Here is a 23,545-nt window from a genome sequence, read left to right on the forward strand (position 1 = left end):
GGATATCCTGATGACGAATATTTCTTTCTGAAGCTATTCGATATGAGCCGACAGAGCTACGAGAGGAATCGGAAATCCCACAAAATTTGTGATTGAGCCAAGAATTTTTTCGCATTTTCCAAATCTTTTACATAAAGTGCAAAGGTTGAGAAAGTAGTTAAGAAACCCGTTGAGAAATAGTTAAGATTCTATTTTACTATTCCACAAGCTGAAATTTATCTTTTCTTATACGTGATTGCGATTCCAATGACAGAAGCAATGAAAACAAGTGGTGCTAATCTCACAAAGACAAATTCAAATCCATGTAATATTGTTCCTGCAACTGCCAACTCTGGATTATTATAATTCCACCTAAGATAAGAACTTTGCATAATCGTAAGAGCAATAAAAACAAGCACTATAAACGCACATAACGCAATAAGTATCAAACGAATAGTTTTTATTTTGACCATGTTTCTCTTTGCCAACTGTAAATTAATTACCTCTAACTTTTTGGAGATTACTTTTAGGTCATCTGTCATCGACTCCGTTACAGTTTCTCCAAGCAATACATTTACAGAAGTATCCAACTCATCTGCCAATGTAATTAGCATATCTGAATCCGGAACGGATAAACCATTCTCCCACTTTGATACGGTCTGTCTTACTACGTTCAGTTTAATTGCAAGTTCTTCTTGTGATAGCCCTTTTGACTTTCTAATTCTTTTGATATTATCACTTAGCATAATCTCTGCCTCCTTGTTTTTGATAGCTCAATTCTATATTCAAAAAAGCCATTGCCACAAGCAACGCATATTAACATCCGCTTATTTACGGGCTTTTCACAGGCAAATCTCGATTTTCTTAATTCTACAAACTTGAATTGAGATTTCATATATTCAAAGGGATTTAATAACTGTTATATTTTATTATCAAATATCTCTCAAGCCCTTGAAAACACTAAGTTTGTCGCAGGTGAGCTTTCCCTTATTGTTTCCCTTGTATTATATTGTCCCATGAGTGTTTACGAACTCTGATAAGGGAAAAAACAAGGGAAAGAAAATCTTATAAAACAGTATAACACAAAATAAAAGTGACATGGTGAACTGATTGAAATGCTTCTGATTTTTGCAACAAATGATTGATTGAACGATAAGGAGATTTGATACGATGAGAACGATATTTGCAGAATACAATCCACAACGCAACAGCATTGATGTTTATACTTCTGCTGGCTATATGCTCCGCATTGACTGCTGGGAAGCGGAGAAGAATTTAACAACTACTCCCGGATCTGACTGTGCATTAAACGCACTTGCCATTGATGAACCACTTGAGTATGCAAGATTGTATCTTGATGGAACGATGCAAATGTGGATAGATGCGGAAGATTCCTTTTAGGTATACGCAAGAAACGGCGGCTCTGATTTCTCAAAACCGCCGTTAGGATAATAACTTAAAATAGGCGCGCAAAATCACCTGCCCCAGCCAGCGTTTTTTTCTTTCCCCGTAGTCGGGGCAGGTTCATGCGCTATGCAATTATTCTTCTTTAGCTTCTATCAAGCCGATATTTTTTGCTCTGCGTTCCACATAGCAGCATATTTTCCGCCTTTCGCAAGCAATTCCTCATGGGTTCCAGATTCAGCAATCCTGCCATCACCCATTACAAGGATTTGATCTGCATTTTTGACGATGGAAAGGGTATGAGCAATCATTACCACAGTCTTTTTCTCTTTTAATAGATTAGCGATGGCCTGCTTTACGGCAAGCTCATTTTCAATGTCAAGAGATGCTGTTGCTTCATCCAAGAGCAGGATGGGGCTATTTTTCAGTATAGCGCGGGCTATTGAAATTCGCTGACGCTCACCGCCAGAGAGAAGATTTCCATTCTCGCCAGTCGGCGTATCGTATCCCTTTTCCATCTTACGGATGAAGCTGTCACAGTTAGCCTCCCGGCAGGCAGCCTCGATTTCCGTGTCCGTAGCATTAGGGCGAGCGTGTCGGATATTATCCCGGATGGTATCGTCAAAAAGAAATATGTCCTGGTCTACCATAGAAACTTGCTCCAGTACACGCTCTGCGGCAACATGGTTAATGGGTTTACCGCCAATAGAAATCGTCCCGCCCGTTGCTTCATAATATTTTGCAATCAGGTTCAAAATAGTAGATTTGCCGGAGCCAGAGTCTCCGATAATGGCCGTGAGCTTTTGATCTGGCACCGTAAAGGTGGCGTGTTTTAGTACCGGTTCACCGGGAACATATGCAAAATCTACATTGTCAAATGTGATTTCATGGGTAGCTGTGTGAAGCGGCTCCATGCTGCCAGTTTCCTCCGGCTCATTCATTACACTCAAGATTTTGTTTTTCGAGATCATCAGGTTCTTATAACTGGTGAGGTCTACAAAAATCGAGTTAGCCAGCTTTGCACAGAACAGGGGCAGCATACAAATCAAAAGGTAGTCCACCGTGTTCAGTGTCCCTGCGACCCAGGGTGCATAGGCCAGCAAGATAACCAGCGGGCAGGACAGCCAACTCAAAATACCAAAGACCGCACCAATAGGAAGCACTTTTGATTCGTACACAAAGCTGATCCGACAGAACTCCCGCATAGCGTTGATAACGGTTTTATTCTTCAAACCACCTACGCCATAGGCCCGGAAAGTTTGAATACCAGACACATACTCCACAATGCTGCTGACATTCTCTGCACAAATATCATTCTTTTCTTTACCATACTTCCGAACCATACGGAAGGAAAGCCACAGTCCAGGGATCAAAAGCAAGTCGGCAATCAGCAGGATAATTCCGGCAGGCACATAAATGGTCATCACAAAAATAATCAGCATGAGCGAAAGTGCAAAACTCTTTGCCATATCACCGATCTTATGGGTCAGGATTTTTTCATAGTTGTTTACATCGCTTGTGATGGTATTGATATAATCGCCGGTCTGTCCCTGGGTAAACCGGGAAAGCGGGATACGCTTCAAATGGTCGCCCATAAAGAGGCGGGTATTCTTGCTGACCTCTGCACCGCCGATCTGCGCTTTGGTATAGCCATAGCTGTAAATCAGGATACGAAGAAGAAAAACCACCGCGATCACACAGGTCAGAACCAGGACACGGTTCATGTCAAATTGTCCCGACCACAAAAACTGCATGACAGAGTAAAGCAGCATAAACAGGCTGCCGGAGAGAAGCCCTTCCAGAACAGTCCCGCCAACGCCAATATAAAAATTACGGTTCTTTTTCAATACATCATGCTCACTCATGCTGCTCGCCTCCCTCCAACTGATAAGTAATATTCCGGGCTGTTTCGTAGTCCTCCCACGCCTTCCGATAGTAAGCATTGTTCTTTCGGACTTCCTCATGGGTTCCGACACAGGTAATTGTGTGATTTTCAACCACTGCTACACGCTCGCACATCTTCAACGCGCTCAAACGATGGGCTACCACAATGACAGTCTTTCCCTTACAGAGATTTTGAATGGCTTTGTCAATCTCCATCTGATTTTCCGGGTCAGAGGCGCTTGTGGCCTCGTCTAAGATCAAAATGGGGGCATTCTTCAGGATAGCGCGGGCAATGGCAATCCGCTGTTTTTCACCGCCGGAGAAGCGAGAGCCGAAGCTGCCCACCTTCGTGTCATATCCATCCGGCAAAGACATGATGAAATCATCAATCTGCGCCTCTTTTGCGGCGGTCCGTACTTTTTCCAGAGTGGCGTTACTGCCCATGCGGATATTTTCTAAAACGCTGTCACGGGTCAGGAAGGTCTTTTGGAACACAATGGCGACATTTTTTAGGATAGTATCATAATTGAGTTCCTTTACATTTTTCCCGCCAATCAGCACTTCGCCCTCCTGCACATCATAGAACCGGGAGATCAGCTCAATCACGGTACTTTTACCGGCACCAGACTGTCCCACAAGGGCCATGCGTTCACCATCTTTAATTTTGAGATTAACGCCTTGCAGTACATCGGTCTTGCCATCATAGGAAAACCGAACATTCCGAAGTTCAATATCGTGATTTTGGGGAAAGTCCGCTCCACCCTCATAAATTGGAATATCCAGTATCTCTTTGGTCTTAGTAACAGCGTTCAGCACATTGGCAAAATTAGTCCCCAGTTCCTGTAGGGGGCGTATTTCCGTCAGATACATGGAACCTACATAGACGAACAGCAAAAATGCGCTGGCAGCCAGTGAGCCTTTCAGGAAAAACATTCCGCCGATTGGAACCATCATCAACATCCCACATTCGATGATAACAACAAAGGCCGCATAAGGTGGCCCCATGCGCCGGGAAGTTTCATTCCACATGGCGTTTTCTTCCTGGATAGCGTCTGAAAACTTTTGAAACGATTTGCTCCCCATGTTATAGGCTTTAATCAATTTCATGCCGCTGATGTACTCAATCATAACCGAGTTCAGTGTGGTAATGGAGTGATTGGCCCGTTCCATCAGGTCATCCGTATTGCGGAACATCATCCCCATTACAACAACAGCAAGGATCAGCGGAACCAGGGAAATCAATGCCAGAGGAATATTGACGGTCATCAGATAAATAAAGATGACTACCGGCCCCACCAGATAGCACACAAGGTCAGGAAGGTTATGGGCCAGAAACAGCTCCAACTTTTCAATATCTTCATTCAGAACCGTTTTTATGTCCCCGGTGCGCCGTTCATTCAAGGCCCCTAAAGGCGCTCTGGCCATGTGTTCTGCAACCATGCAGCGCACTTTGAAAAGAGCGCCATAGGCCCCTTTGTGGGCTGCTACGCCGGAACAGCCAAACAGGGCAAACCGCAAAGTTACCGCCACTGCAATCATTACCACGGTATGTACAACAAGTTCCTGCGTGCAGGTATGATTGAAGGTGGCGTCCATCAGCCGGTAAATTCCAATGTAAGGGACGATAATGCAAAGACCGCTGACCGCCGATAGAAAAATTGCCAGGAACAGCCAGATTTTTTGCTCACCGGCCCAGTGGAGCAGCAAAGCTACTCTGTTTTCTTTTTTCTGTTTCATAGATCACCTCTCCTTTCCATCTGAAACAGAGAACAGCTCTCTCAATTTCGGGAGGGCATCCATTGTAACTGGTACATCATCGGGCATTTCGCCCTCGTCAAAATGCAGGACACGGGAGCAGGTACGGCAGACAAATTCAAAATCGTGGGTGACAATGAAAATAACCTTTCCCATATTGGACAACCGGCGGATCATTCCCGCCACCTGCGTCATACTGTCAAAATCAAGGCCGCTGGTCGGTTCATCGAATACCAGCAGATCTTTCCCACAAATCATGCTAACAGCTACAGCTACTCGTTGCTTTTGACCGCCAGAAAGCGTGTTTGGATGGCGCTCCCGATATTGGGTAAGGCCTAATTCCTCCAAAGTTGCATTTACCAGTGTTTGATCTGAATTGCGTATACCAAAGGAGCACTCTGCCTCCACGCTGTCAGCGAAAAGTTCATAATTCACATCCTGCATAACCATGTAAGAGCGTTTCAGCCTTTCCTTACGCTCAATCGGCTCGCTTTCCCACAAAAATTGTCCATCGCAGTCTTTGTGAAGCCCACAGAGAGCGCGGGAAAATGTAGTCTTTCCAGCTCCGTTGTGGCCGACAACACCAATCACTTCGCCCTTTCCGGCGGATAGCTCAATGTCATGCAAAATTGTTTGCTTCTTGTAACGGAGCGTCACATTCCGCAGCTCCAATACAGGGGTAGGCGCAGGCAAGTGGGCTTTTTGCGGGAATACCGCCTGTAGATCAACAGCTCGCAGCCCCATGTGTTCACGATCAGGTTCAGATAGCTGCCAAAATTCTTCCGGGGTGTATATTCCTTTGATTTCTCCTTTTTCCAGATAAACAATTCGGTCAGCCAACTCCATCAGGTAGTACAGACGATGTTCCGCTATCAAAACTGTTTTGCCCTGTTTTTTTATCAGCCGCAAATGTTCCTTTAGTTCCTGGATCGAAGTCATATCCAGATTAGAGGATGGTTCATCCAATAGATAAATCTGTGGGTTCATGGCATAAACAGAAGCAAAGGCGATTTTCTGCTTTTCTCCGCCGGACAACTCAAAAATATTTCTGTTTCGCAGCTTTTGAATATGCAAATCTTCAGTTGTCTGCTCTACTCGCTCAGCCAATTTCTCAGGAGGGCGAGCTTCATTTTCAATTCCAAAGGCAATCTCACTGTCTGTATCAACATTGAAAAACTGCGTCCGTGGATTTTGGAAAACGGAGCCAACCTTAGCGGCAATCTGATACATGGGGATATTGCTGATTTCCTGACCATCTACCAGCACACGGCCATGAAGCTCCCCCTGATAAAACTGAGGGATCAGTCCATTCACCAGCCTTGTAATCGTTGTTTTTCCGCACCCGCTGCGGCCACAGAACAGGACGAATTCTCCGTCCGAAATTTTCAAATTGATGTCGCGCAGCCCACCATGTTCCTGCCCCGTATAGGAAAACGATACATTTTCAAACTCAATCAACCGATCACACCTCCTCGCACACATAATTCAAAAATCAGATAAGCTACAGCAACGGCCATGACGCCCCAATCGAAAATTCCGCATTTTATCTGGACAAGACAGGTGCGTGGATTGGGATTTTCAATTCCACGAGTGACAGAAGCAACAGAAAGATCATCCGCCGCTTTTGAAGCTGCCATCAATAAAGGCACATAAATACACTCAACCGTCATGCCCGGATGTGTTAAAAAGCCCGCCAGAGATGGTGAAACATCTCTCATTCGCATAGCGTCTGTGATATAGCGCCAGTCCTCTTGAATAGTTGGAATGTACCGCAGCATAACTGCCATAGGAATTACTAACTTTTTGGGTGCGCGGACACGGTTCATAGCAGACAGGAACTCATTGACTTTTGTAGTAGTCAGAACAATCCCAGCCAAGGTTCCGCACGCATAGACCTTATGAAACAAGCCTAAAAAGGCAATAAACATTGTCCGCAGCGTGCCTGTCATTTCTGCCATGATCCAAACTGTCAGGGCACAGATGACCGCATAAAAGCATACAGCCTTAATGACATATTTCCACTTTCCAAAGAAAGCCCCCAATATTGCAATCAGCATAACAAGGATAAATTGATATGCAAGTGAGGGCGCAAACATGGACGATAAAACACACATAAGAATAAGAAAGAGCTTGGCCCGTGGGTCGAGCCAAAGCTCTTTCTTGTGGCGTTTACCGCTCATGCTGTAATACCTGCTTTTTCAAACTGCTTTTTCAGCATTTTGCAGCCTACAAAAGCGCTGATTGCAGATGTAATGATAACAGCAACAAACATGGCAATCAGGATGCCGGTATTTGCAGTTGCCTGCATGGTGTCGATGTAACTCTGTTCAGTTCCATTCCCCAGCATGGTCTGCGCCCAGCCGTTGGGATCAACAAAGAACACGATATATGAACCAGTGCCACCGAGAGAGAACAGGATATAAGACAGGCTGTTGAGTTTTTTGCTTTTGTACTGCCCTGCACCAGCAACAAAGTCCGCGACAATCGCCATGATCAGGTAGCCCAATGCAAAAGCCCAGTGCATACCAGTCACGAACCAAATAATACCCATGATAACGCCCATTATAGAAAGGCTCCAACGCTTATGTACTTTTGCAATCAGCAAAAGATAAATGGGGCCAGCAAGCAGCCCACCTCCTGCTGGCATGAAAAAAGTAAGTACAGGATTCGTTGCAAAAAAGACACCGCCCACCAATACAAAAACAAATAACAGTGCAGTAAAAATACCTGTTGTTACAAGGTCTTTCACTGTCAGACCTTTGTTCATAGAATTTACTTGATTACTCATTTTGACCTCCTACCTTTCATTGTCTTGACTCGACAAGTGGTTTGTGATATTCTTCGGTTAGATACCTCTAATCTTCGTCTAATACAATACGCATTTATCGAACAACATTCAATAGGTTCCGGCAATGTTCGTCTGTTCCTTTCAAAAGTTCGTCTAATCGTTGCAAAAAGGAGGCGGTCTGTTTTCATGTCTGAAATTATTGACCAGTTTTATACACCGCTACTAATTGAACACGGTTTTATCCGTGACCCAGACAACCAGCAATATGGGGCATTAGGTGACTGCTGGAAACTTTCTCCCGAAGTTGGAGAAGGCACCTACTGGACTTATGGACAGAAAGACTTATATGATATTAAAATCCATAACTTTTCCTTCCACGAAGATTTCATGTTGGAATGCTCCATGCCGGAATGTCTGAGTATCACTCGGTATGACTCTATTTCCGGGGAGGAATTATCTCCATACCGTAGACTGTCTGCCGGTTGTATCAAAACATTTATTGGAGGCTACACTCCATACAAGGCTTTGATACATAAAAATATTCCAATCCGTTCGGTTGGGATTGAGATTGCACCGGCATATTATGAGGACTACCTGAAAAAACTGTACCCGGAGGCACAGATCAATCCTGTGGATGCATTTCGGAAGATCGACCAAACATCCGACTTTCCAGAAATGTCACGGTTACTCACTGAAATCAAAGACTATCGCGGGGAAGGGATTGCAGCAAAACTTTTTTATGAGGGTAAAGTCGCAGAATCTGTTTCAATGGTGGTGGAATATCAGAAGAAACATCCTGATAAACCAGCCCATAAGCTCTCTCAACAGGATATTGAAAATCTCCAAATAGTTGCCGCTTATCTTAGCGATCACTATGCTTTTGATATTCCTCTGGAACGGCTAACACAGATTGCCTGCATGGGAACAACAAAGCTCAAAAGCTGTTTTAAGAAATACTACGACTGCACCATCACGGAATATGTTCAACAGCGGCGCATGAGTCAAGCAGAATATCTGCTGGCATATACAGAGCTGACAGTCGGGCAAGTTGCCCAAACAGTAGGCTATTCCACTTCAAGCCGATTTGCAGAATTATTCCGTAAAAGCACTGGATTGTTGCCACTGGAGTACAGAAAAAACGCACAGCGAAAATAAAATGAGTGCCAGAGGAAACTCTGGCACTCGTGAAATTTTTCACCCACATTCTAGTCGGGCTTAGCCATGTGTGGAATATATACGGAATGCATCGTCAATATTCCACTGCTGCTTGCGGTTGTTACCAAGATAGTGAGAGCTCATCTGAACACAAAGTTTCCATTGCCCTTTTTCGTACCTAAACGAAGTAAGATTTCATGTGCATGCTCATCACTGAATTTTTAGAATAATCTGTCCTAGCACGAAAGTAAATATGAATAGTTTCTAATAGTTTTTTAATAATATCCTCTGGCTTCTTGCCATCCTTTTACATACCACCTAATTCCAACATATACCAGTTGCACCAATAATAAGAGAAATAGCATATTGATCGGCAAGACTGTCTTTATCCAATCTCCAAAGTAGATTGCTATTTCCAGGCTTATAAGTGTTACCAGTATGGTAATCATATCCCAACAGTATTTCTTATATAGCCCTGCAATCTTTATCCCTATAAACGCTACAAGTATTCCCGCACCCACCAGACATCCACCGCAAATCAATATTCTTATCAGCCAGTATATAATTCTGTCAATGACAGGATTGGATATTCCATTACTAATCTGTGCCACATTCTTTCCTATCAGTGCAATCCAGCCAGCAATAGTCTGTGTGAAAGTTCCGATTGCACCAAAGAATATTCTGCAATCAGAAATAAATACCTTTGACTGTATCATCTGAAAAAGAGTAGTTGATGCGGAATACCATATCAGCAGAAACATCAATGCTTCATACATAGCTGTTTTTGCTTTATATCTGCCTGCCATTTTTTCTCTCTGCGTATCATACCTTTCCTTCGCTTTCAGATAAGCTGTCTGGTTACAATTCCTGCACTTTTGATAGAGCACCGACTTTTCAACCGGTATCTCTACTTTTTTCTGATGGGAGAGTGCATAATCCCGTTCCTGTTCTGCCTGTCTTAGCTTATCGCGACATTCCTCTATCATGTCCTTTGCGGTGAGCGTTTTCTCTTTCTCGCTCTGCAATAATTCTTTTGTTTTCCTCAAGTCGTTCTTTAAGGCTTGAATGTTCCCTGCTCTGTTCTCGCTGTTTAACCTCTCGTTCAAGGTCAGCGATTCGTCGAGCTGCACTTTCAGTTTCCTGATAGTCCGGTCTTTCTGGTCGAGTTCTTCCTGCATCTGCTCCGTCAGCATTAGCAGTTCTTCCAGTTGATCGTCGTTCTTTGAGTTTCTTAATTCGTTCATCAATCAACCTTCCTTTCTCTAATTGCTGTTCAAGTTCAGTAATTCGCTGTTCTGTTTCTGCAATAGCCGGTTCTCGCTGTTCAATTTCTGTGCCAATTCCTGCCATTGCTGATTTTCGTCTGTGAGTTTCTGTATCTGGTCTGTCTTTTCTTCCAGAAGCATCAACAGTTCTTCTGTATCCGGTAAGATTTGTAGCAGCTCTGACAATTCTTTCTCTAATTGCTGCAATCGTTCTTCCTGCTCCTGAAAGCACATCAGCTTCTCGTCCTTTTCCTGTATCTCCTGAAGCATCTCTGCCATGATATTCTGCTGTTCCTCTATCTGTGTAATCATTGCTTCCATCATGGGAATTACTTCTTTGCTTTCTTCTAATGTCATTCAACCACTCCTTCCATATTGACAATGCACCGGATACCTTACCAAAGGTTGTGATTACCTTTTGCAGTAGTGCATTTTGTTTTTTAATCATCTGGTTTTCCTCTACCTTCCATGAACCATTCCATATCTGTCCGGTGAGATATTTTTCCTCAATCTTTCTTGCATCCGCACCCTCATGAATCGTAGGGATTTTTAATTTGCCCTGTCTTTCATAAGAGCGGTGGTCAATCTGATTGTCTATGGATAAATGCCGGTTACACATCCCAGCCCATTCGCTTCGCCATAACTCACAATTCTTTGGATTATTCCAGCCGGTAGCATCGGTCAGAACCCGTTTCCATTGTTTTCGGTTTCTTGCCCCGACTTTCTGTACTCCGTTTTCATCAAGTACCGGAATGCGGATTCCATGCCGATCAGGATTTTTCTTATCCTGCCACCAGTCCGGGTGGGATTCATCAACCACGATATTTCCGTCAGTATCTCTGACAAAATCCCAGTCCTTGACTTCTTTGCTGCCCCATGAATGATCCAGATTGAATGGTCGCATGGTTACAAGTAAATGCACATGTGGGTTTCCATCGCCCTTATCGTGTATGCTCCAATCGGCACACATTCCCTTATCCACGAAAGTCTTTTGAATATATTCGGTTGTATAATCAATCTGTTCCTGTCTGCTCCATTCTTTCGGCAGGGAAAATTCAAATGAGCGTCCAAGCTGTGCATCTGCATTTTTTTCTATCTTCAATACCTCATTCCATAGACGCTGTTTCTGAAATGTGATTTTAAACTTTTCCAGTGCGGCATCTTTATCATCCGCTCTTTTATAACGGATAGACTGTTGAAACCTTTTTATATTTTCTTCCGGTACATGCAGCCATTCAGGAGGTGCATTTTCGCACATCATCAGACTGGTGTAGACGACTTCCTTTTTGGAAGTATAGTAACTGATTCTGCCTGTTTCCTCATTCTTCATCACATCTCCATTAAGATATGCCGATGCGGATATGACAGATTTTCCTTTACTGCGCCCGACAATCTTTACTGTAAAGTGAAATATCGCCATGATACGATTCCCCCTTTCTGCCGTATCCGGCATTGATTTCCGACAGCATCTTCTTCTGGTTTGGCAGAAGTGAAGCTGTCGGAACGCCCTCTGCGCAAGAGTGCCCCCTGCGGCATGAGCAGGTCTGGCTGAAAGCCCCGCCGACGGAACGAGCCCGGCAAGCGTAAGCGCAGACCGGTTGCCACTTGTGGCAAACTTATAAGGACGACCTCTGGTTGTCCATAAGTGCGCCCTTCATTCAAAGGCAATGAAGGGAATGGAAAAACCACTCCCTCCGCCATTACACTTCCTCCATATCTGTAAGTGGCTCTTTCTGCATCGCCTTTGAGAAAAACTTTCCGTTTGTTTCCTGCCTTTTTAAGAAGCCTATCAACTTTGGTAAATCTTCCTCCTCAATCGGACAGCCAAGAACCGATTCCACTGCGCCACCAATCTGACAGAGCCTGTGGGTTCGTTTTTTACTTTCCTCTGCTTTCTTTCGCTTTTCCAGTTCCTTCCGCTGTGCAATGAGCTTTTTTGTAGCTTCAATGCTTTCCTGTTCCTTTTTCTCTAATGCACGTATTCTTTCTTCATAAGTCTTTGTTGATTTCGCCATATCGTCTTCATCCTTTCTTTTTCCGATAAACAACAGTTCCCGGTTGCATATCAGGAGAAGCACATGGTATAATCCTCTTGCGTGTAGGTATATCATGGCTTCGGTCTGATAGAACCTTTGGCGGTTTCTTAGGAAGCCGCCTTTTTAAGTTGCCACATTTCTTGTGACAGCTTTTACATTTCCTTTATCCCTCAGATCACGCCCCTCGTTGGCTTCCATGAACTTTTCCAGAATGTCAGTTTTAATAAGGACTTTTCTTCCGACCTTTAATACCGGAAGCTTCTTCCATTCAACCAGCTTTCTCAAAGTGTTTCTGCCAATTCCTGTATAGTCGGCTGCTTCCTCGATGGATAATGCAATCTTTCTTTCCGTCATCTTGTCACCTCCTTATAAATTGCATTATGCAATTTTTGTTGTGCTGTTAGTATAGCGGTTTTATATTGCGTTGTCAAGCGTTATGAAATTTTAAAAATAATCATTAAATTGCATATTGCAATCATGTGAGGTACATGCTATAATTCATACATACCGAAAAAGGAGGCAATCAGCATGAAAGATAAAGAACTACGCAAGCTGATAGGCAGCAGGGCAAAACAGCGTCGTCTGGAATTAAATCTGACACAGCCTTATATTGCAGAGAAGATGGGAGTTACCGCTTCCACAATCCTGCGTTATGAGAATGGTTCGATTGACAATACCAAAAAGATGGTGCTGGAAGGTCTTTCGGAAGCACTTCATGTATCTATTGAATGGCTCAAGGGGGAAACCGATGAATACGAAACCGATATTACGGATAAGAAAGAATTACAGATTCGTGATGCAATGGGCGATATTCTCAAACAGTTACCTCTCGACCTTAGTAAAAAGGAAGATGCTTTTTCCAAAGATTTACTGCTGTTGATGTTAAAGCAATATAACCTGTTTCTGGAATCATTCCAGTTTGCCTGCAAGAATTACAAGGGCAACACGAATGAAGCGGATATTGCAAAGGCAATGGGATTTGAATCGAATGATGAATATAACGAGATTATGTTTCTCCGGGAGATCACCCATACCGTTAATGCCTTTAATGATATGGCAGATATTGTAAGGCTCTATTCCAAGAAACCGGAAATGGCAGAACAAAGGCTTGAAAATCTTTTATCAGAAGTTTTGTATGAGAATTCCGATTCGGTATAGAACGACAACCGGAGTTATGATACAATGAGCACGAGCAAGTCAGGCTGTTTACAGATTTGACGAGCGGCGAATTGGCTTATGGACTTGTCCATAAGATGCCTACACGCAAGAAGCATTTCATCAGTTCCGATTGTCTGATATCGAAAGGAGACACACGATTATGGCAAAAGGATCTGTAAGAAAAAAAGGAAAGAAATGGTACTACCGCTTCTATGTAGAAGATGCAAGCGGCAATCTGGTTCAGAAAGAATACGCTGGAACAGAAAGCAAAAGTGAAACGGAAAAACTGCTCCGTCAGGCAATGGACGATTACGAAAGCAAGAAATTCATTGCAAAGTCGGAAAATATTACAGTTGGAGAATTACTTGATATATGGGCAGAGGAAGAATTAAAGACCGGTACGCTCAGTAATGGGACAGTCCAGAATTACCTCGGTGCCATTACCAACATCAAGAAGCATCCAATTTCAGAGAGAAAGTTGAAAAATGTAACATCTGAGCATTTACAAGCCTTCTTCGATCTGCTTTCCTTTGGTGGCACTTATCCCGATGGTTCAGAAAGAAAAGGTTACAGCAAAGATTACATCCGTTCTTTCTCGGCAGTATTACAGCAGTCATTCCGATTTGCAGTATCACCAAAGCAATATATCACTTTCAATCCGATGCAGTATATTAAGCTGAAATACCAGACGGATGAGGTTGACCTGTTTTCCGATGATGACATGGATGGCGATATACAGCCAATTCCACGAGAGGATTATGAAAGACTGATTGAATTTCTACAGGATTACAATCCACCGGCAATTCTTCCAATCCAGATAGCTTATTATACAGGACTTCGTATCGGTGAAGCGTGTGGTCTGGCATGGCAGGATGTGAATCTTGAAGAACAGTGCCTTACAATCAGACGCAGTATCCGATATGATGGTTCAAGGCACAAGAATATCATCGGACCAACCAAGCGAAAGAAAGTAAGGATTGTTGATTTTGGAGATACGCTGACTGAGATTCTTCGCAATGCCCGAAAGGAACAGCTTAAAAACCGAATGCAGTACGGAGAACTTTACCACAAAAACTACTACAGAGAAGTAAAAGACAAAAACAGAGTTTACTATGAGTTCTATCATCTGGACGGAACAGAGAACGTTCCAGAGGATTATAAGGAAATATCCTTTGTCTGCTTAAGACCGGATGGAAGTCTGGAACTGCCAAGCACGTTAGGAACTATTTGCAGGAAGATTGCTCAGAAACTGGATGGATTTGAAGGATTTCATTTTCACCAGCTGCGACACACCTACACAAGCAACCTTCTGGCAAATGGAGCAGCACCAAAGGATGTGCAGGAACTTTTAGGACACTCAGATGTCAGTACCACCATGAATGTCTATGCACACTCTACAAGAAAAGCCAAGCGGGAATCCGCAAAGTTACTTGATAAAGTGGCAGGCAACGACTAAATGAAACTTTCCCTTATTTCCCTTACGATTATCTCATAAGGGCAAAAATAAGGGAAAATACATATCATTTCACTAATGAATGGACTGGAAAGCCTGTAAAATAGGGAAAGTTAGAAAGATATTTCTGCAAACTGGAAGTTATCGTTGCGTTTTTAATGTTCTCCATTCATCTTCTAAAATTGACATCAATATATCATCTGCATAGTTAGCGCCATCCATAATAGCATCTCTTAAAACACCTTCCCGCTTAAATCCAGCTTTTAAATATACTGTTTCGGCTCTGGGATTGAATGAATACACATCTAATTCTAAACGATGTAATTTTAGTTTCTCAAAAGCAAAATCACGAGTAATTTCCGTTGCCCATGTGCCAATACCTTTTCCTCTTTCTGCTTGACGATAAAGACCTATTCGGAAATTAGCACACCTCAAATCCCAATCAATTTCATTAATTACACTTTCACCTATAATATCTCCGTCAGGTGCTATAATCAAAAAGAAATACCTATCATTTTCCTCAAGCGATTTCAGAAAAAAGGATACTACTTCTTCTTTTGAAAATTCTTCTTTACAGCCAGTCAAACGTGCCACTTCCTTATCTAAAGGACAATAATTCTGTTCATAATAATTAACTGCGTCATCTGCTTGGGCTAAACGTATTACAAAACCATCTTTTTCACCAATAACATCTGTGTTCATATAGTATTTCTCCTCCACAAATCCCAATTTCCACCGAAATCCAATTTCCCACACTGACTCCACATATTCCTTGCCTGATATTTCCCGCAACTTTCCTCGCAAATGACTATTGTGTGTCTTCAATGAATTTTCTGTGCAATCCGGAGTATCTAAACTAATACGGTCTAATAAAACAGATTTAGCGATTACCTGTCCCGGATTTTGTATCAATAATTTTAAAATTGCGAATTCCGTTCTTGTCAGGTTCACTGTTTTGTCTTCTAATGAAATTTTTCTTGATGTCTCATCTATATTTAACTCTCCATAGTTGTATATAGGAAATTGGGTTGTTCTCATGCTTTCACGTAACCTGATATTAATACGAGCCAGTAATTCTTTCGTATCAAAAGGCTTAGTTAAATAATCTACCGCCCCTCCAAGCAATAAATTCACTTTACTATCTGCATCAGTTTTTGCACTTACTACGATTATTGGAATCCCTTGTATCTGTGACGGCACCTTCTCGCCAGACATTCCAGGCAGCATCAGATCCAGCAAGATCAGATCTGGTCTTTTTTGCTTCAAAAGTAATAATGCCTCTGTACCAGAAAATGCACGTTGTACCTGATATCCTTCTCTTTCAAGTATCTATTTTTCACTTTCTAAAACTTCATCCGATACAGTTCTATTCCAAGCACTGCATTATATCCTGTCGCAGCAAACACACTGAATCTTTCAACAATCCCGAAATAATCCTTCGGTACAATATTCATTCCCATTGCGCCTACCATCATCATACCAAGAGCAATTGCTGCAAAAATGCCATAAGAACGAGAGCTTTTATCCTTTGCTCCGGCAATAATAATCAAATCCAGAGATACTATGGACAATAAAACAACGATCACTGTTGAAAAAATGTGCATCTTATCCTGAAATGTACCTGCATAACCACTGTCACTTAAAGGAAACATGCCAAATCCCACTGCTGACACCCACTCCATAATCGTGAACAGATAGATACCTACTCGCAGGAGTCTGGTTTTTTTACCCTGAATGCCTACGCATACCATCATTGCACACACCAAAGTACATACATTGTACAGACTGCTTAGTTGGTTCCATAACCGAAGCGATGGTGCATTCGATGCACTAAGGTCGCTTACCGCCTGCGCCATCCAGTCATAGCCCGGATATGCGAGCGGTGAAAATACAACCGCTGCTGTATATGACAAAAAAGCTGCTACTCCAAGTAAACCGCAATAATTCAATAAACTCTTTTTCTTTATCATACAGCATTCTCCTCACAAAACCACTTCAGATAATCGTCCAAAAGATTATTATCTGTTTCATAGCTACACTTACCATTGCTCTGATCCAGTTCGTAATCCATCAGTCCATGTATGGTCATAGCAAAACTCACTGCACTCATATCCGGATTGGTAAAATGAAGTAATTTATGTACTTCCATCGCATAGAACAGCTGCTTCGTTGCTATCATCATCTTATCCGTTTCTTCTGCTACAATTTTTGCTGCCATAGGATTCAGGCTTCTTTCGGAATAGATAACCTTATAGAAATTCATCATATGTTCCTGATGGTTTATATTGAAATATCCTCCGACCATCATCTTCAATATTTCCAAAGCACTCTTGCCGGCAAAAATGGTCGTATAATCAATTGCGCCTATATTGGCAGTATTCTTAGCCTCTTCCCGGAGAAATTGATACATTACTTCCACAAGTTCCTCTTTCGATGCAAAATGATTGTATAATGATGGCTTTTTTATCCCAACTTTATCCGCAATCATATTCATGGATACGTTACCAAGTCCTTTATTCGCCGCCAGTTCCAATGTAGCCATGATAATCTCTTTTTTTCTTGTATCACTCATTGTTAGTTTTAATCACCCCTTACATATTACCTATCGGTTTTGTTTTAACTACCATTCGGTAGCTTTAATATATCACACTGTTCTGCATAATTCAAGTACAGGTTAGAATAACTGTCCCGGCAGTTTCTTTTTCTCTTTATATGGAAACTGCTTATCAAACTCTTCTGCTTCCCGCTCATCTACAAGATAGCCTTCCGGTGTTACATACTCTCCAGTAATCCCATCAAGATAACCAGGTACAAGTTCTTTACACAAAAAGAATGATGCATCTTCCCCCTCCGGCAATCCATGATAACGGATATTAAATTCACTTGCCGGCCTGAATCCGCTTTTTCCATAAAAGTCAATGTTTCCCTCAAAGCAGACTGCACCACAGCCAAGTTTCGCAGCCTTGTCTAATGAATAATCCAATAGGATTTTTCCGTACCCTTGTCTTTTCAGTTCTGGTGTAATACAAATCGGTCCCATAGTCATAATTGGAATTTTTCTTCCATCATCTGCTCTAATACTCGTTCTCATAAACATGTTCTGACCGATCAGCTTACCCTCTTCATCATTTTCATTAAGTAACATCACAAAATCCAGTTCCGGAACAAATGCCGGATCATTTCGGAGCTGATGCAATACATAATGTTCAAGGCATCCTGGACGATACACATTCCAAAAACTTTCTCTTACCAGATTTTCTACTTTCTGATACTCTTCCTTTTTCTCTAAACGGATCATAATATTACCTCTTCAAATTATTTTTATTATACTTTGCAATTTCTTTAAACTTCTTTTTCTTTGCAAGCATATAGCTCTCAGCCTCTTCCATATATAAATTCTCTGCCTTTAACTTTTTATAGGATTTCAGACGTTCCTCATCAATTATCCCTTCTTCCATTGCAGCTCGTACTGCACATCCCGGTTCAGATGTATGTGTACAATTATGGAAACGACATTTTTCTGCCAATTTCTCAATATCAGAAAAAGTATGTTCGATTCCTTCTCCTGCATTCCACATTCCAAGTTCCCGCATCCCCGGTGTATCAATAACCATCCCTTTATTCGGAAGCAAGAACAGTTCTCTATGAGTAGTTGTATGCCTTCCCTTGTCATCTTTTCTAAGTGTATTGGTTTTCAAACATTCTTCACCCAGTAATCTATTGATCAATGTTGATTTTCCTACACCCGAAGAACCGATGAATGCAACTGTTTTTGTTTCCTGCAGATATGGTTTTATTTGCTGTAGACCATCCCCTGTTAATCCGGAAGTTTCCATCACCGGAACACCAACCGCTACTTTTTCAATCTCAAACCTCTTCGCCTCTAAATCATCACACAAATCTACTTTTGTAAGAATTATGACCGGAACAGCTCCACTGTCCCATGCTATAGACAGATAACGTTCTAACCTTCTTATATTGAAGTCCCTGTTTAATGCCATACACAAAAATACAGTATCTATATTAGCGGCTACTACCTGCTCCATACAATTTTTCCCAGCAGCTTTCCGAATAAAAACGCTTTTTCTCGGCAACACTTTGTGAATAACCGCCACATCACCTTTAAAAGAATATTCTACAAGAACAAAATCTCCTACGGATGGAAATTCTGAAATTGCAGAAACATTATATCTGAATTTTCCCGAAACTCTTGCTAGGCACTCTTCCTTATCCATGACCACACGAAATAAATCCTTTTCCTGTGATATCACTCTTCCAAGTTCATATTCCGGATGCACTGAAGCAATTTCATAATATTGCTCACTTGCTCCCCATTGTTCTAATCCCATTTCATATTCCTTTACCCAAAATACAATTACTGTTTCATCTCTTCTACAATTTTGTCCAACATACTTTCAAACTGACTTTTCGCTTTCGCCTTATCTGCTGCTCCATCATACATGCTATAAAAGAAAAACATATTTGCATAAAATTTAACTGCATTCTCTTCTGGATTATTTATTTTCATATTTTCGAACAGATCCTTCACGTATTCTGTCGGTCCGGATACCAGATATTGCTGATATAAATTCTGCATCTCTTCACTGCGAAACTGCTCTATTGTCAGCATTTTCCGAAACGACGATGCAAAATCATCCTCTGTCCAGTATTCAAACATAGACTTGCTGTATTCTACAAAATCATCCAGTGATACTGTCTCATACTTTTCAGGCATACTCTCTTTTTCATCTTCCGGCATATCATATTCTGCTGCCTGTTCGCCATCCTGTTGCTCCATACGCTGCACAATACAGTCAAAAATATCTCTTTTGCTTTTGTAATGACGGTACAATGCCCCTTTTGTCATATCAAGTTCTCCTGCTATCTGGCTGACTGAGACAGCCTCATAACCATCTCTGGCAAACAGATGCAATGCCACAATCAATATCTCTTCTTTTCTATTACTCACGCTGATAACCTCCAACCAAAAAATAAACGACCGTTTACATCTTCATAATAGTAAACGGTCGTTTATTTGTCAAGACTTTTCTTTTTGCCATATTATCTCTTTTTATAAATCAACAGCTCTGGATTTTCACCATCCTTTTCATATGTACATACCAGAATAAAATCCATACTTGCCAGAATACCGAAGCATCTGTCTCCTCCAAATTCAGACTCCAGTTGATTCCCCAGATAGGTTTTCTGATCATCAAGAAATTTCACTTTTCGTCCATTCGGCAGAGTATATTCCAGATTCACATATTTCCCCACAAGTGCATTTAGCTTGTCTACCCTTGGAAGTCCGTCTATATGCAGATCATTTATTTCGTTTATCAATTGCTTTTTAAACTCTTCAAACTGCCCATTGTCACTAAGTTCATCATATCTTTTCCAGTAATCTAATTTTGGAAGCATTTCTTTCAAATAAGATTGTGCCTGTTCTTCGGTAAAGTTTTCATTTACCATATTCTTTACACACACATCAATCAATTCATCCATATCGTTATATGTGTATGTTCCATCTGCATAGCACCATTTACAATACTCCTCATTTAATGTGCCATCCTTATCACGTCCCAATATAGAATCATCAATTGGCATTCCACAGCACTGGCAGATCAGCTTTCTGGGTTCTCCCAAAAGCGTATTGATGGATACATCAAATTCTTTCGATAAGAGCTTGAGAGTATCAGTGTTTGGAACTGTATCTCCATTTTCCCAACGTGATACTGCCTGCCTTGTTACCATGATTTTATCTGCCAGCTCGTCTTGTGACATTCCTCTTTCAGTACGAAGTTTCAAAATAATATTTTTTGTTTCCATAGTTATCACCTCCGTTATCTTTATCATATCGATTAATCCGCAGTCTGAAAAGCAACCTGCTGTTGCCATAAGCTATCTATATGATTTAGTTATCTCTCTTTGGTCATGACTCTTTTGTTTCCGCTTAAGTCATTACACAAATAAGATCTGCCGTGCTGCTTGCCCCGGCAACATCACTTACAAGATGGAAGAAAGGCCTAATTCACAGTAGCATTTCGCTCGAGATACTCCATAAACGCTTTCAACACCTTAAGCAACGGCTCCGGCAAACGCTTATAGCACTCTTCTTTCAGTTCGACAGGAACACCATAGAAGCCTTCTGCAATGCCACCTGCAATAGCCGTCAGTGTATCACAATCACCGCCAAGAGATACCGCAGTACGGATAACATCCTCAAAACTACCTCCCTCCAGGAAAGCCGTGATGGCCTCCGGCACAGTTTCCATGCAGGTTTCTGTATGAAAATATCCGGGTCTGATTTCATCGCAAGTACGATTCAATTCATAACCAAATTCATATTCCATATATTCCTTAATTTCTGTCTTGCTATGTCCTGTCCTTGCCAGAAAAACAGCACTGGCAGTTGCTTCAGCACCCTTGATTCCTTCCGGATGATTGTGGGTAACTTCTGCCGAAAGCCTTGCTGCGTGTCTGACAGAATCGATATCGTTATATAACCACGCAACTGAAGAAACACGCATTGCAGAGCCATTACCAAAACTATTGTAAGCCTTGCACTCTGGATTACGAAGCCATTGTCGGAACATTCCTCCATACCCGGCATTCGGATACATCTTTCCAAATTGACGCATACGATTAGCCAAATTTCGCAAAATCCAATCATCTGAAGCACTCGGCTGTGCATCAAGAAAAGTCAGACCGACAGCCAAAGTCATTACGGTATCATCCGTATAGGCGGATTTGCGAGAGAATAAAGGGAACTCTTTACTCTTGTTACCACGGTCAAATTCATAAGGACTACCAATGATATCACCTAAGATTGCTCCAATCATCTCTTTCCACCTCTCTTCTTGTAATCCGCATCAATCTTCTTTTTCCAGTCAGCCGACAATGGTGCTGCGCTCGTTCTTACGCTGGTAATTGCCTCGCTGATGACTTCATAGTTGAGTACTGTTCCAACCTCATCACAATGATAGTTTGCGGCCATAGATTCATCAATACCAAATCTTTTGGCTTCAGCTGCCGCATCAATGTTTGCACCGAGGAAAAGAAACTCCCAACCATAACGTTCCTTCTGACGTTCAATCATATTGCGCACCTTATCGTAGGTGTAATGATGGCTGGCATTTTCCATACCATCAGTTGTGATGATAAAGAGGGTCTTTTCCGGCACATCTTCTTTGCGGGCATACTTATGAACATTCCCGATATGCTGGATTGCACCTCCAACCGCATCGAGAAGTGCAGTGCAGCCACGCACGAAATATTCCTTGTCCGTAAGATTCGGTACATCTGCAATAACAACACGGTCATGAATAACCTCTGTTTCGTTGTCAAACAGCACGGTGGATACCACGGCATCACCAGGCTCCTTACGCTGCTTTTCCAACATAGAATTAAAACCTCCGATAGTATCCTTTTCCAGTCCCGACATGGAACCACTTCTGTCTAAGATAAATACAAGTTCTGTCATTTTGAACTCCTCCTTTTTTTATTGTGATTTCATTATAAGAAAAGCAGAAGAATGAATGGTCGCATTGTATGCGACATTTTTCAGAAGCCTGTATAACAGAACAATACATCTGCAGTTATTCAAAAAAAGAAGCGCTCATACAAGCACTTCTCCTATATCACCATCTGAAATACAAGTACCATCAATGGCATTGTAATAATTGCAAATATTGTAGTAATTACATTAATCGCACTCGCATACTGCGAATCATTTCCGTATACCTGACACATCTGTGTAACAGTTGAAGCAGACGGTGTAATAACAGAAAGAAATACAATCAGAAGAATCTTTGTACTATCCTGTCCCCATATCGCCAGTCCGCTTATTTTCAGTATCAGAAGCGCAATCAGCGGAATTATGATCAGTCTCATACATGCAATCCCATAGACTCTTCCACGTGAAAATATCTCTTTCAGATTCATTCCTGCGATCAGCATGCCTGTAACAATCATGCTGGCTGGTCCGATCATGGAACCTACAGAACTAAGCGTATGATTGACCAGTTCCGGAAGACGTATTCTGGTAACAAAAAGCACTACTCCCAGAAATACTGAGATCATGTTGATATTAAACACAATCTTTTTCCAGTCTGTTTTTTCTTCTTTCCCAAGCACGCTTTTACAGTGAGTCCAGATAAATACAAGCTGAACGCACATAGCCACACATCCATATAACACCCATTTTTCGCCCAACACATAAGTAACGATCGGCACGATCAGATTTCCCGTATTCGAATAGTAAATGGATGTTGTCTCTACTTCATTCATATGGAATACTCTTCCAATCCCCCAGACAATCAAAAGCAGCAATACCTGTAACAACACGGATGCCACAAGTGCCAGAAACAGCCCTTTTACTTTATCATCTGTATACTCCACCTGAAATGCATTGATAATCACACATGGGATGATCAGATACAATACAATCTTAGAGATTACCTTACTGTCTTCATCTTTCAAGAGTCCTGTCTTCACAATAATATATCCCATAAGGATCATCAGAAAAAGTTCCAGGATCTGCTTCACCAATAATATACTTATCTGCATGTTTGCCTCTTTTCTTGACTTTCTTTTACTCTTTTGTATTTAACCCGATTCATTATAGATGCTTTTCTGGGCGAATACAATTGACGAAAAATACAAAAAAATA

The 23,545-nt window shown here is 41.8% G+C and carries 25 protein-coding genes and 1 pseudogene; 4 read left to right on the forward strand and 22 right to left on the reverse strand.

Features of this window, described 5'->3' with window-relative positions:
* Positions 1–215: 215 nt before the first annotated feature.
* A complete protein-coding gene (locus OCV65_RS09965; protein WP_262581901.1) occupies positions 216–725 on the reverse strand; it encodes a helix-turn-helix domain-containing protein in 510 nt (169 codons plus the stop codon).
* 424 nt (positions 726–1,149) lie between these two features.
* On the opposite strand from OCV65_RS09965, the gene OCV65_RS09970 reads away from it, so the two are divergent.
* Positions 1,150–1,380 carry a DUF6061 family protein gene (locus OCV65_RS09970; protein WP_009203541.1) on the forward strand — a complete coding sequence of 77 codons (231 nt, stop codon included), beginning with the start codon at positions 1,150–1,152 and terminating at the stop codon, positions 1,378–1,380.
* Between the two features lie 158 nt (positions 1,381–1,538).
* Here OCV65_RS09970 and OCV65_RS09975 read toward each other — a convergent pair whose 3' ends face one another.
* Genes OCV65_RS09975 through OCV65_RS09995 form a run of 5 tightly spaced genes read right to left on the reverse strand, consistent with a single transcriptional unit; the run spans position 1,539 to position 7,810 of the window.
* Positions 1,539–3,248 carry an ABC transporter ATP-binding protein gene (locus OCV65_RS09975; protein WP_055262242.1) on the reverse strand — a complete coding sequence of 570 codons (1,710 nt, stop codon included), beginning with the start codon at positions 3,246–3,248 and terminating at the stop codon, positions 1,539–1,541.
* Entirely contained in the window at positions 3,241–5,004 is a 1,764-nt protein-coding gene (locus tag OCV65_RS09980; protein ID WP_014078545.1) for an ABC transporter ATP-binding protein, read from the reverse strand. Before OCV65_RS09980 ends, OCV65_RS09975 begins: the two co-directional genes overlap by 8 nt.
* Positions 5,005–5,007: 3 nt before the next feature.
* Positions 5,008–6,480 (reverse strand): ABC transporter ATP-binding protein, encoded by a 1,473-nt coding sequence (locus OCV65_RS09985; protein ID WP_055262240.1) that lies wholly within the window; start codon positions 6,478–6,480, stop codon positions 5,008–5,010.
* A complete protein-coding gene (locus OCV65_RS09990; protein ID WP_055262238.1) occupies positions 6,477–7,202 on the reverse strand; it encodes an energy-coupling factor transporter transmembrane component T in 726 nt (241 codons plus the stop codon). The genes OCV65_RS09985 and OCV65_RS09990 overlap by 4 nt, the downstream gene beginning before the upstream one ends.
* Complete coding sequence (locus tag OCV65_RS09995) at positions 7,199–7,810, reverse strand: MptD family putative ECF transporter S component (RefSeq protein WP_055262236.1); 612 nt, start codon at positions 7,808–7,810, stop codon at positions 7,199–7,201. Before OCV65_RS09995 ends, OCV65_RS09990 begins: the two co-directional genes overlap by 4 nt.
* A gap of 186 nt (positions 7,811–7,996) precedes the next feature.
* On the opposite strand from OCV65_RS09995, the gene OCV65_RS10000 reads away from it, so the two are divergent.
* Entirely contained in the window at positions 7,997–8,965 is a 969-nt protein-coding gene (locus OCV65_RS10000; RefSeq protein WP_055262234.1) for an AraC family transcriptional regulator, read from the forward strand.
* Positions 8,966–9,240: 275 nt separating this feature from the next.
* On the opposite strand, the gene OCV65_RS10005 is transcribed toward OCV65_RS10000, so the two are convergent.
* The 5 genes from OCV65_RS10005 to OCV65_RS10025 form a co-directional block, all read right to left on the reverse strand.
* Positions 9,241–9,951 carry a DUF6040 family protein gene (locus OCV65_RS10005; protein ID WP_055262254.1) on the reverse strand — a complete coding sequence of 237 codons (711 nt, stop codon included), beginning with the start codon at positions 9,949–9,951 and terminating at the stop codon, positions 9,241–9,243.
* Complete coding sequence (locus OCV65_RS10010; protein ID WP_156346737.1) at positions 9,929–11,650, reverse strand: MobA/MobL family protein; 1,722 nt, start codon at positions 11,648–11,650, stop codon at positions 9,929–9,931. The genes OCV65_RS10005 and OCV65_RS10010 overlap by 23 nt, the downstream gene beginning before the upstream one ends.
* A complete protein-coding gene (locus OCV65_RS10015; protein ID WP_005345966.1) occupies positions 11,626–11,931 on the reverse strand; it encodes a hypothetical protein in 306 nt (101 codons plus the stop codon). Before OCV65_RS10015 ends, OCV65_RS10010 begins: the two co-directional genes overlap by 25 nt.
* A complete protein-coding gene (locus OCV65_RS10020; RefSeq protein WP_014080633.1) occupies positions 11,931–12,245 on the reverse strand; it encodes a hypothetical protein in 315 nt (104 codons plus the stop codon). Before OCV65_RS10020 ends, OCV65_RS10015 begins: the two co-directional genes overlap by 1 nt.
* 144 nt (positions 12,246–12,389) lie before the next feature.
* Entirely contained in the window at positions 12,390–12,620 is a 231-nt protein-coding gene (locus tag OCV65_RS10025; protein WP_003505382.1) for a helix-turn-helix domain-containing protein, read from the reverse strand.
* 174 nt (positions 12,621–12,794) lie between these two features.
* Between OCV65_RS10025 and OCV65_RS10030 the strand changes: the two genes are divergently transcribed.
* Positions 12,795–13,424: a helix-turn-helix domain-containing protein gene (locus OCV65_RS10030; RefSeq protein WP_262581902.1), complete on the forward strand. Its 630-nt coding sequence runs from the start codon at positions 12,795–12,797 to the stop codon at positions 13,422–13,424.
* A 160-nt stretch (positions 13,425–13,584) separates the two neighbouring features.
* A complete protein-coding gene (locus OCV65_RS10035; RefSeq protein WP_262581903.1) occupies positions 13,585–14,880 on the forward strand; it encodes a tyrosine-type recombinase/integrase in 1,296 nt (431 codons plus the stop codon).
* 138 nt (positions 14,881–15,018) lie between these two features.
* Here the strand turns inward: OCV65_RS10035 and OCV65_RS13520 are convergent, their stop codons facing one another.
* From OCV65_RS13520 to OCV65_RS10090, 11 genes and pseudogenes are all read right to left on the reverse strand, one after another.
* On the reverse strand, positions 15,019–15,579 hold the full coding sequence (locus OCV65_RS13520; RefSeq protein WP_262581951.1) for a GNAT family N-acetyltransferase: 561 nt from the start codon (positions 15,577–15,579) through the stop codon (positions 15,019–15,021).
* Between the two features lie 27 nt (positions 15,580–15,606).
* Positions 15,607–16,206 (reverse strand): annotated as a pseudogene (locus OCV65_RS13525) (response regulator transcription factor); the annotation flags it as partial.
* Positions 16,207–16,220: 14 nt separating this feature from the next.
* The gene (locus tag OCV65_RS10050; protein ID WP_262581904.1) at positions 16,221–16,847 is read right to left on the reverse strand and encodes a DUF998 domain-containing protein; all 627 of its coding nucleotides are present in this window, start codon (positions 16,845–16,847) and stop codon (positions 16,221–16,223) included.
* Positions 16,844–17,449: a TetR/AcrR family transcriptional regulator gene (locus OCV65_RS10055; RefSeq protein ID WP_262581906.1), complete on the reverse strand. Its 606-nt coding sequence runs from the start codon at positions 17,447–17,449 to the stop codon at positions 16,844–16,846. The genes OCV65_RS10050 and OCV65_RS10055 overlap by 4 nt, the downstream gene beginning before the upstream one ends.
* A gap of 102 nt (positions 17,450–17,551) precedes the next feature.
* Positions 17,552–18,175, reverse strand: coding sequence for a GNAT family N-acetyltransferase (locus OCV65_RS10060; RefSeq protein WP_262581907.1), 624 nt, complete (start codon positions 18,173–18,175; stop codon positions 17,552–17,554).
* Between the two features lie 4 nt (positions 18,176–18,179).
* Positions 18,180–19,226 carry a ribosome small subunit-dependent GTPase A gene (gene rsgA / locus OCV65_RS10065; protein WP_262581908.1) on the reverse strand — a complete coding sequence of 349 codons (1,047 nt, stop codon included), beginning with the start codon at positions 19,224–19,226 and terminating at the stop codon, positions 18,180–18,182.
* Between the two features lie 26 nt (positions 19,227–19,252).
* On the reverse strand, positions 19,253–19,846 hold the full coding sequence (locus OCV65_RS10070) for a TetR/AcrR family transcriptional regulator (RefSeq protein WP_262581909.1): 594 nt from the start codon (positions 19,844–19,846) through the stop codon (positions 19,253–19,255).
* Between the two features lie 92 nt (positions 19,847–19,938).
* Positions 19,939–20,703, reverse strand: a complete 765-nt coding sequence (locus OCV65_RS10075) for a zinc ribbon domain-containing protein (RefSeq protein WP_262581910.1) — start codon at positions 20,701–20,703, stop codon at positions 19,939–19,941.
* 197 nt (positions 20,704–20,900) lie between these two features.
* A complete protein-coding gene (locus OCV65_RS10080) occupies positions 20,901–21,716 on the reverse strand; it encodes an ADP-ribosylglycohydrolase family protein (RefSeq protein WP_262581911.1) in 816 nt (271 codons plus the stop codon).
* Positions 21,713–22,357: a vWA domain-containing protein gene (locus tag OCV65_RS10085; RefSeq protein ID WP_262581912.1), complete on the reverse strand. Its 645-nt coding sequence runs from the start codon at positions 22,355–22,357 to the stop codon at positions 21,713–21,715. The genes OCV65_RS10080 and OCV65_RS10085 overlap by 4 nt, the downstream gene beginning before the upstream one ends.
* Positions 22,358–22,509: 152 nt before the next feature.
* On the reverse strand, positions 22,510–23,442 hold the full coding sequence (locus OCV65_RS10090) for an AEC family transporter (protein ID WP_262581913.1): 933 nt from the start codon (positions 23,440–23,442) through the stop codon (positions 22,510–22,512).
* Between the last annotated feature and the right edge of the window lie 103 nt (positions 23,443–23,545).

Origin of the sequence: Dorea ammoniilytica, from assembly GCF_025567415.1 — a bacterium.
Taxonomy (GTDB): Bacteria; Bacillota; Clostridia; order Lachnospirales; family Lachnospiraceae; genus Claveliimonas; species Claveliimonas ammoniilytica.

What these genes read in the sequence shown, in the direction of transcription:
- OCV65_RS09965 (WP_262581901.1), bottom strand. Translation starts at nt 725, where the DNA reads ATGCTAAGTGATAATATCAAAAGAATTAGAAAGTCAAAAGGGCTATCA.
- OCV65_RS09970 (WP_009203541.1), top strand. Translation starts at nt 1,150, where the DNA reads ATGAGAACGATATTTGCAGAATACAATCCACAACGCAACAGCATTGAT.
- OCV65_RS09975 (WP_055262242.1), bottom strand. Translation starts at nt 3,248, where the DNA reads ATGAGTGAGCATGATGTATTGAAAAAGAACCGTAATTTTTATATTGGC.
- OCV65_RS09980 (WP_014078545.1), bottom strand. Translation starts at nt 5,004, where the DNA reads ATGAAACAGAAAAAAGAAAACAGAGTAGCTTTGCTGCTCCACTGGGCC.
- OCV65_RS09990 (WP_055262238.1), bottom strand. Translation starts at nt 7,202, where the DNA reads ATGAGCGGTAAACGCCACAAGAAAGAGCTTTGGCTCGACCCACGGGCC.
- OCV65_RS09995 (WP_055262236.1), bottom strand. Translation starts at nt 7,810, where the DNA reads ATGAGTAATCAAGTAAATTCTATGAACAAAGGTCTGACAGTGAAAGAC.
- OCV65_RS10000 (WP_055262234.1), top strand. Translation starts at nt 7,997, where the DNA reads ATGTCTGAAATTATTGACCAGTTTTATACACCGCTACTAATTGAACAC.
- OCV65_RS10005 (WP_055262254.1), bottom strand. Translation starts at nt 9,951, where the DNA reads ATGATAGAGGAATGTCGCGATAAGCTAAGACAGGCAGAACAGGAACGG.
- OCV65_RS10010 (WP_156346737.1), bottom strand. Translation starts at nt 11,650, where the DNA reads ATGGCGATATTTCACTTTACAGTAAAGATTGTCGGGCGCAGTAAAGGA.
- OCV65_RS10015 (WP_005345966.1), bottom strand. Translation starts at nt 11,931, where the DNA reads ATGGCGGAGGGAGTGGTTTTTCCATTCCCTTCATTGCCTTTGAATGAA.
- OCV65_RS10020 (WP_014080633.1), bottom strand. Translation starts at nt 12,245, where the DNA reads ATGGCGAAATCAACAAAGACTTATGAAGAAAGAATACGTGCATTAGAG.
- OCV65_RS10025 (WP_003505382.1), bottom strand. Translation starts at nt 12,620, where the DNA reads ATGACGGAAAGAAAGATTGCATTATCCATCGAGGAAGCAGCCGACTAT.
- OCV65_RS10030 (WP_262581902.1), top strand. Translation starts at nt 12,795, where the DNA reads ATGAAAGATAAAGAACTACGCAAGCTGATAGGCAGCAGGGCAAAACAG.
- OCV65_RS10035 (WP_262581903.1), top strand. Translation starts at nt 13,585, where the DNA reads ATGGCAAAAGGATCTGTAAGAAAAAAAGGAAAGAAATGGTACTACCGC.
- OCV65_RS13520 (WP_262581951.1), bottom strand. Translation starts at nt 15,579, where the DNA reads ATGAACACAGATGTTATTGGTGAAAAAGATGGTTTTGTAATACGTTTA.
- OCV65_RS10050 (WP_262581904.1), bottom strand. Translation starts at nt 16,847, where the DNA reads ATGATAAAGAAAAAGAGTTTATTGAATTATTGCGGTTTACTTGGAGTA.
- OCV65_RS10055 (WP_262581906.1), bottom strand. Translation starts at nt 17,449, where the DNA reads ATGAGTGATACAAGAAAAAAAGAGATTATCATGGCTACATTGGAACTG.
- OCV65_RS10060 (WP_262581907.1), bottom strand. Translation starts at nt 18,175, where the DNA reads ATGATCCGTTTAGAGAAAAAGGAAGAGTATCAGAAAGTAGAAAATCTG.
- rsgA (WP_262581908.1), bottom strand. Translation starts at nt 19,226, where the DNA reads ATGGGATTAGAACAATGGGGAGCAAGTGAGCAATATTATGAAATTGCT.
- OCV65_RS10075 (WP_262581910.1), bottom strand. Translation starts at nt 20,703, where the DNA reads ATGGAAACAAAAAATATTATTTTGAAACTTCGTACTGAAAGAGGAATG.
- OCV65_RS10080 (WP_262581911.1), bottom strand. Translation starts at nt 21,716, where the DNA reads ATGATTGGAGCAATCTTAGGTGATATCATTGGTAGTCCTTATGAATTT.
- OCV65_RS10085 (WP_262581912.1), bottom strand. Translation starts at nt 22,357, where the DNA reads ATGACAGAACTTGTATTTATCTTAGACAGAAGTGGTTCCATGTCGGGA.
- OCV65_RS10090 (WP_262581913.1), bottom strand. Translation starts at nt 23,442, where the DNA reads ATGCAGATAAGTATATTATTGGTGAAGCAGATCCTGGAACTTTTTCTG.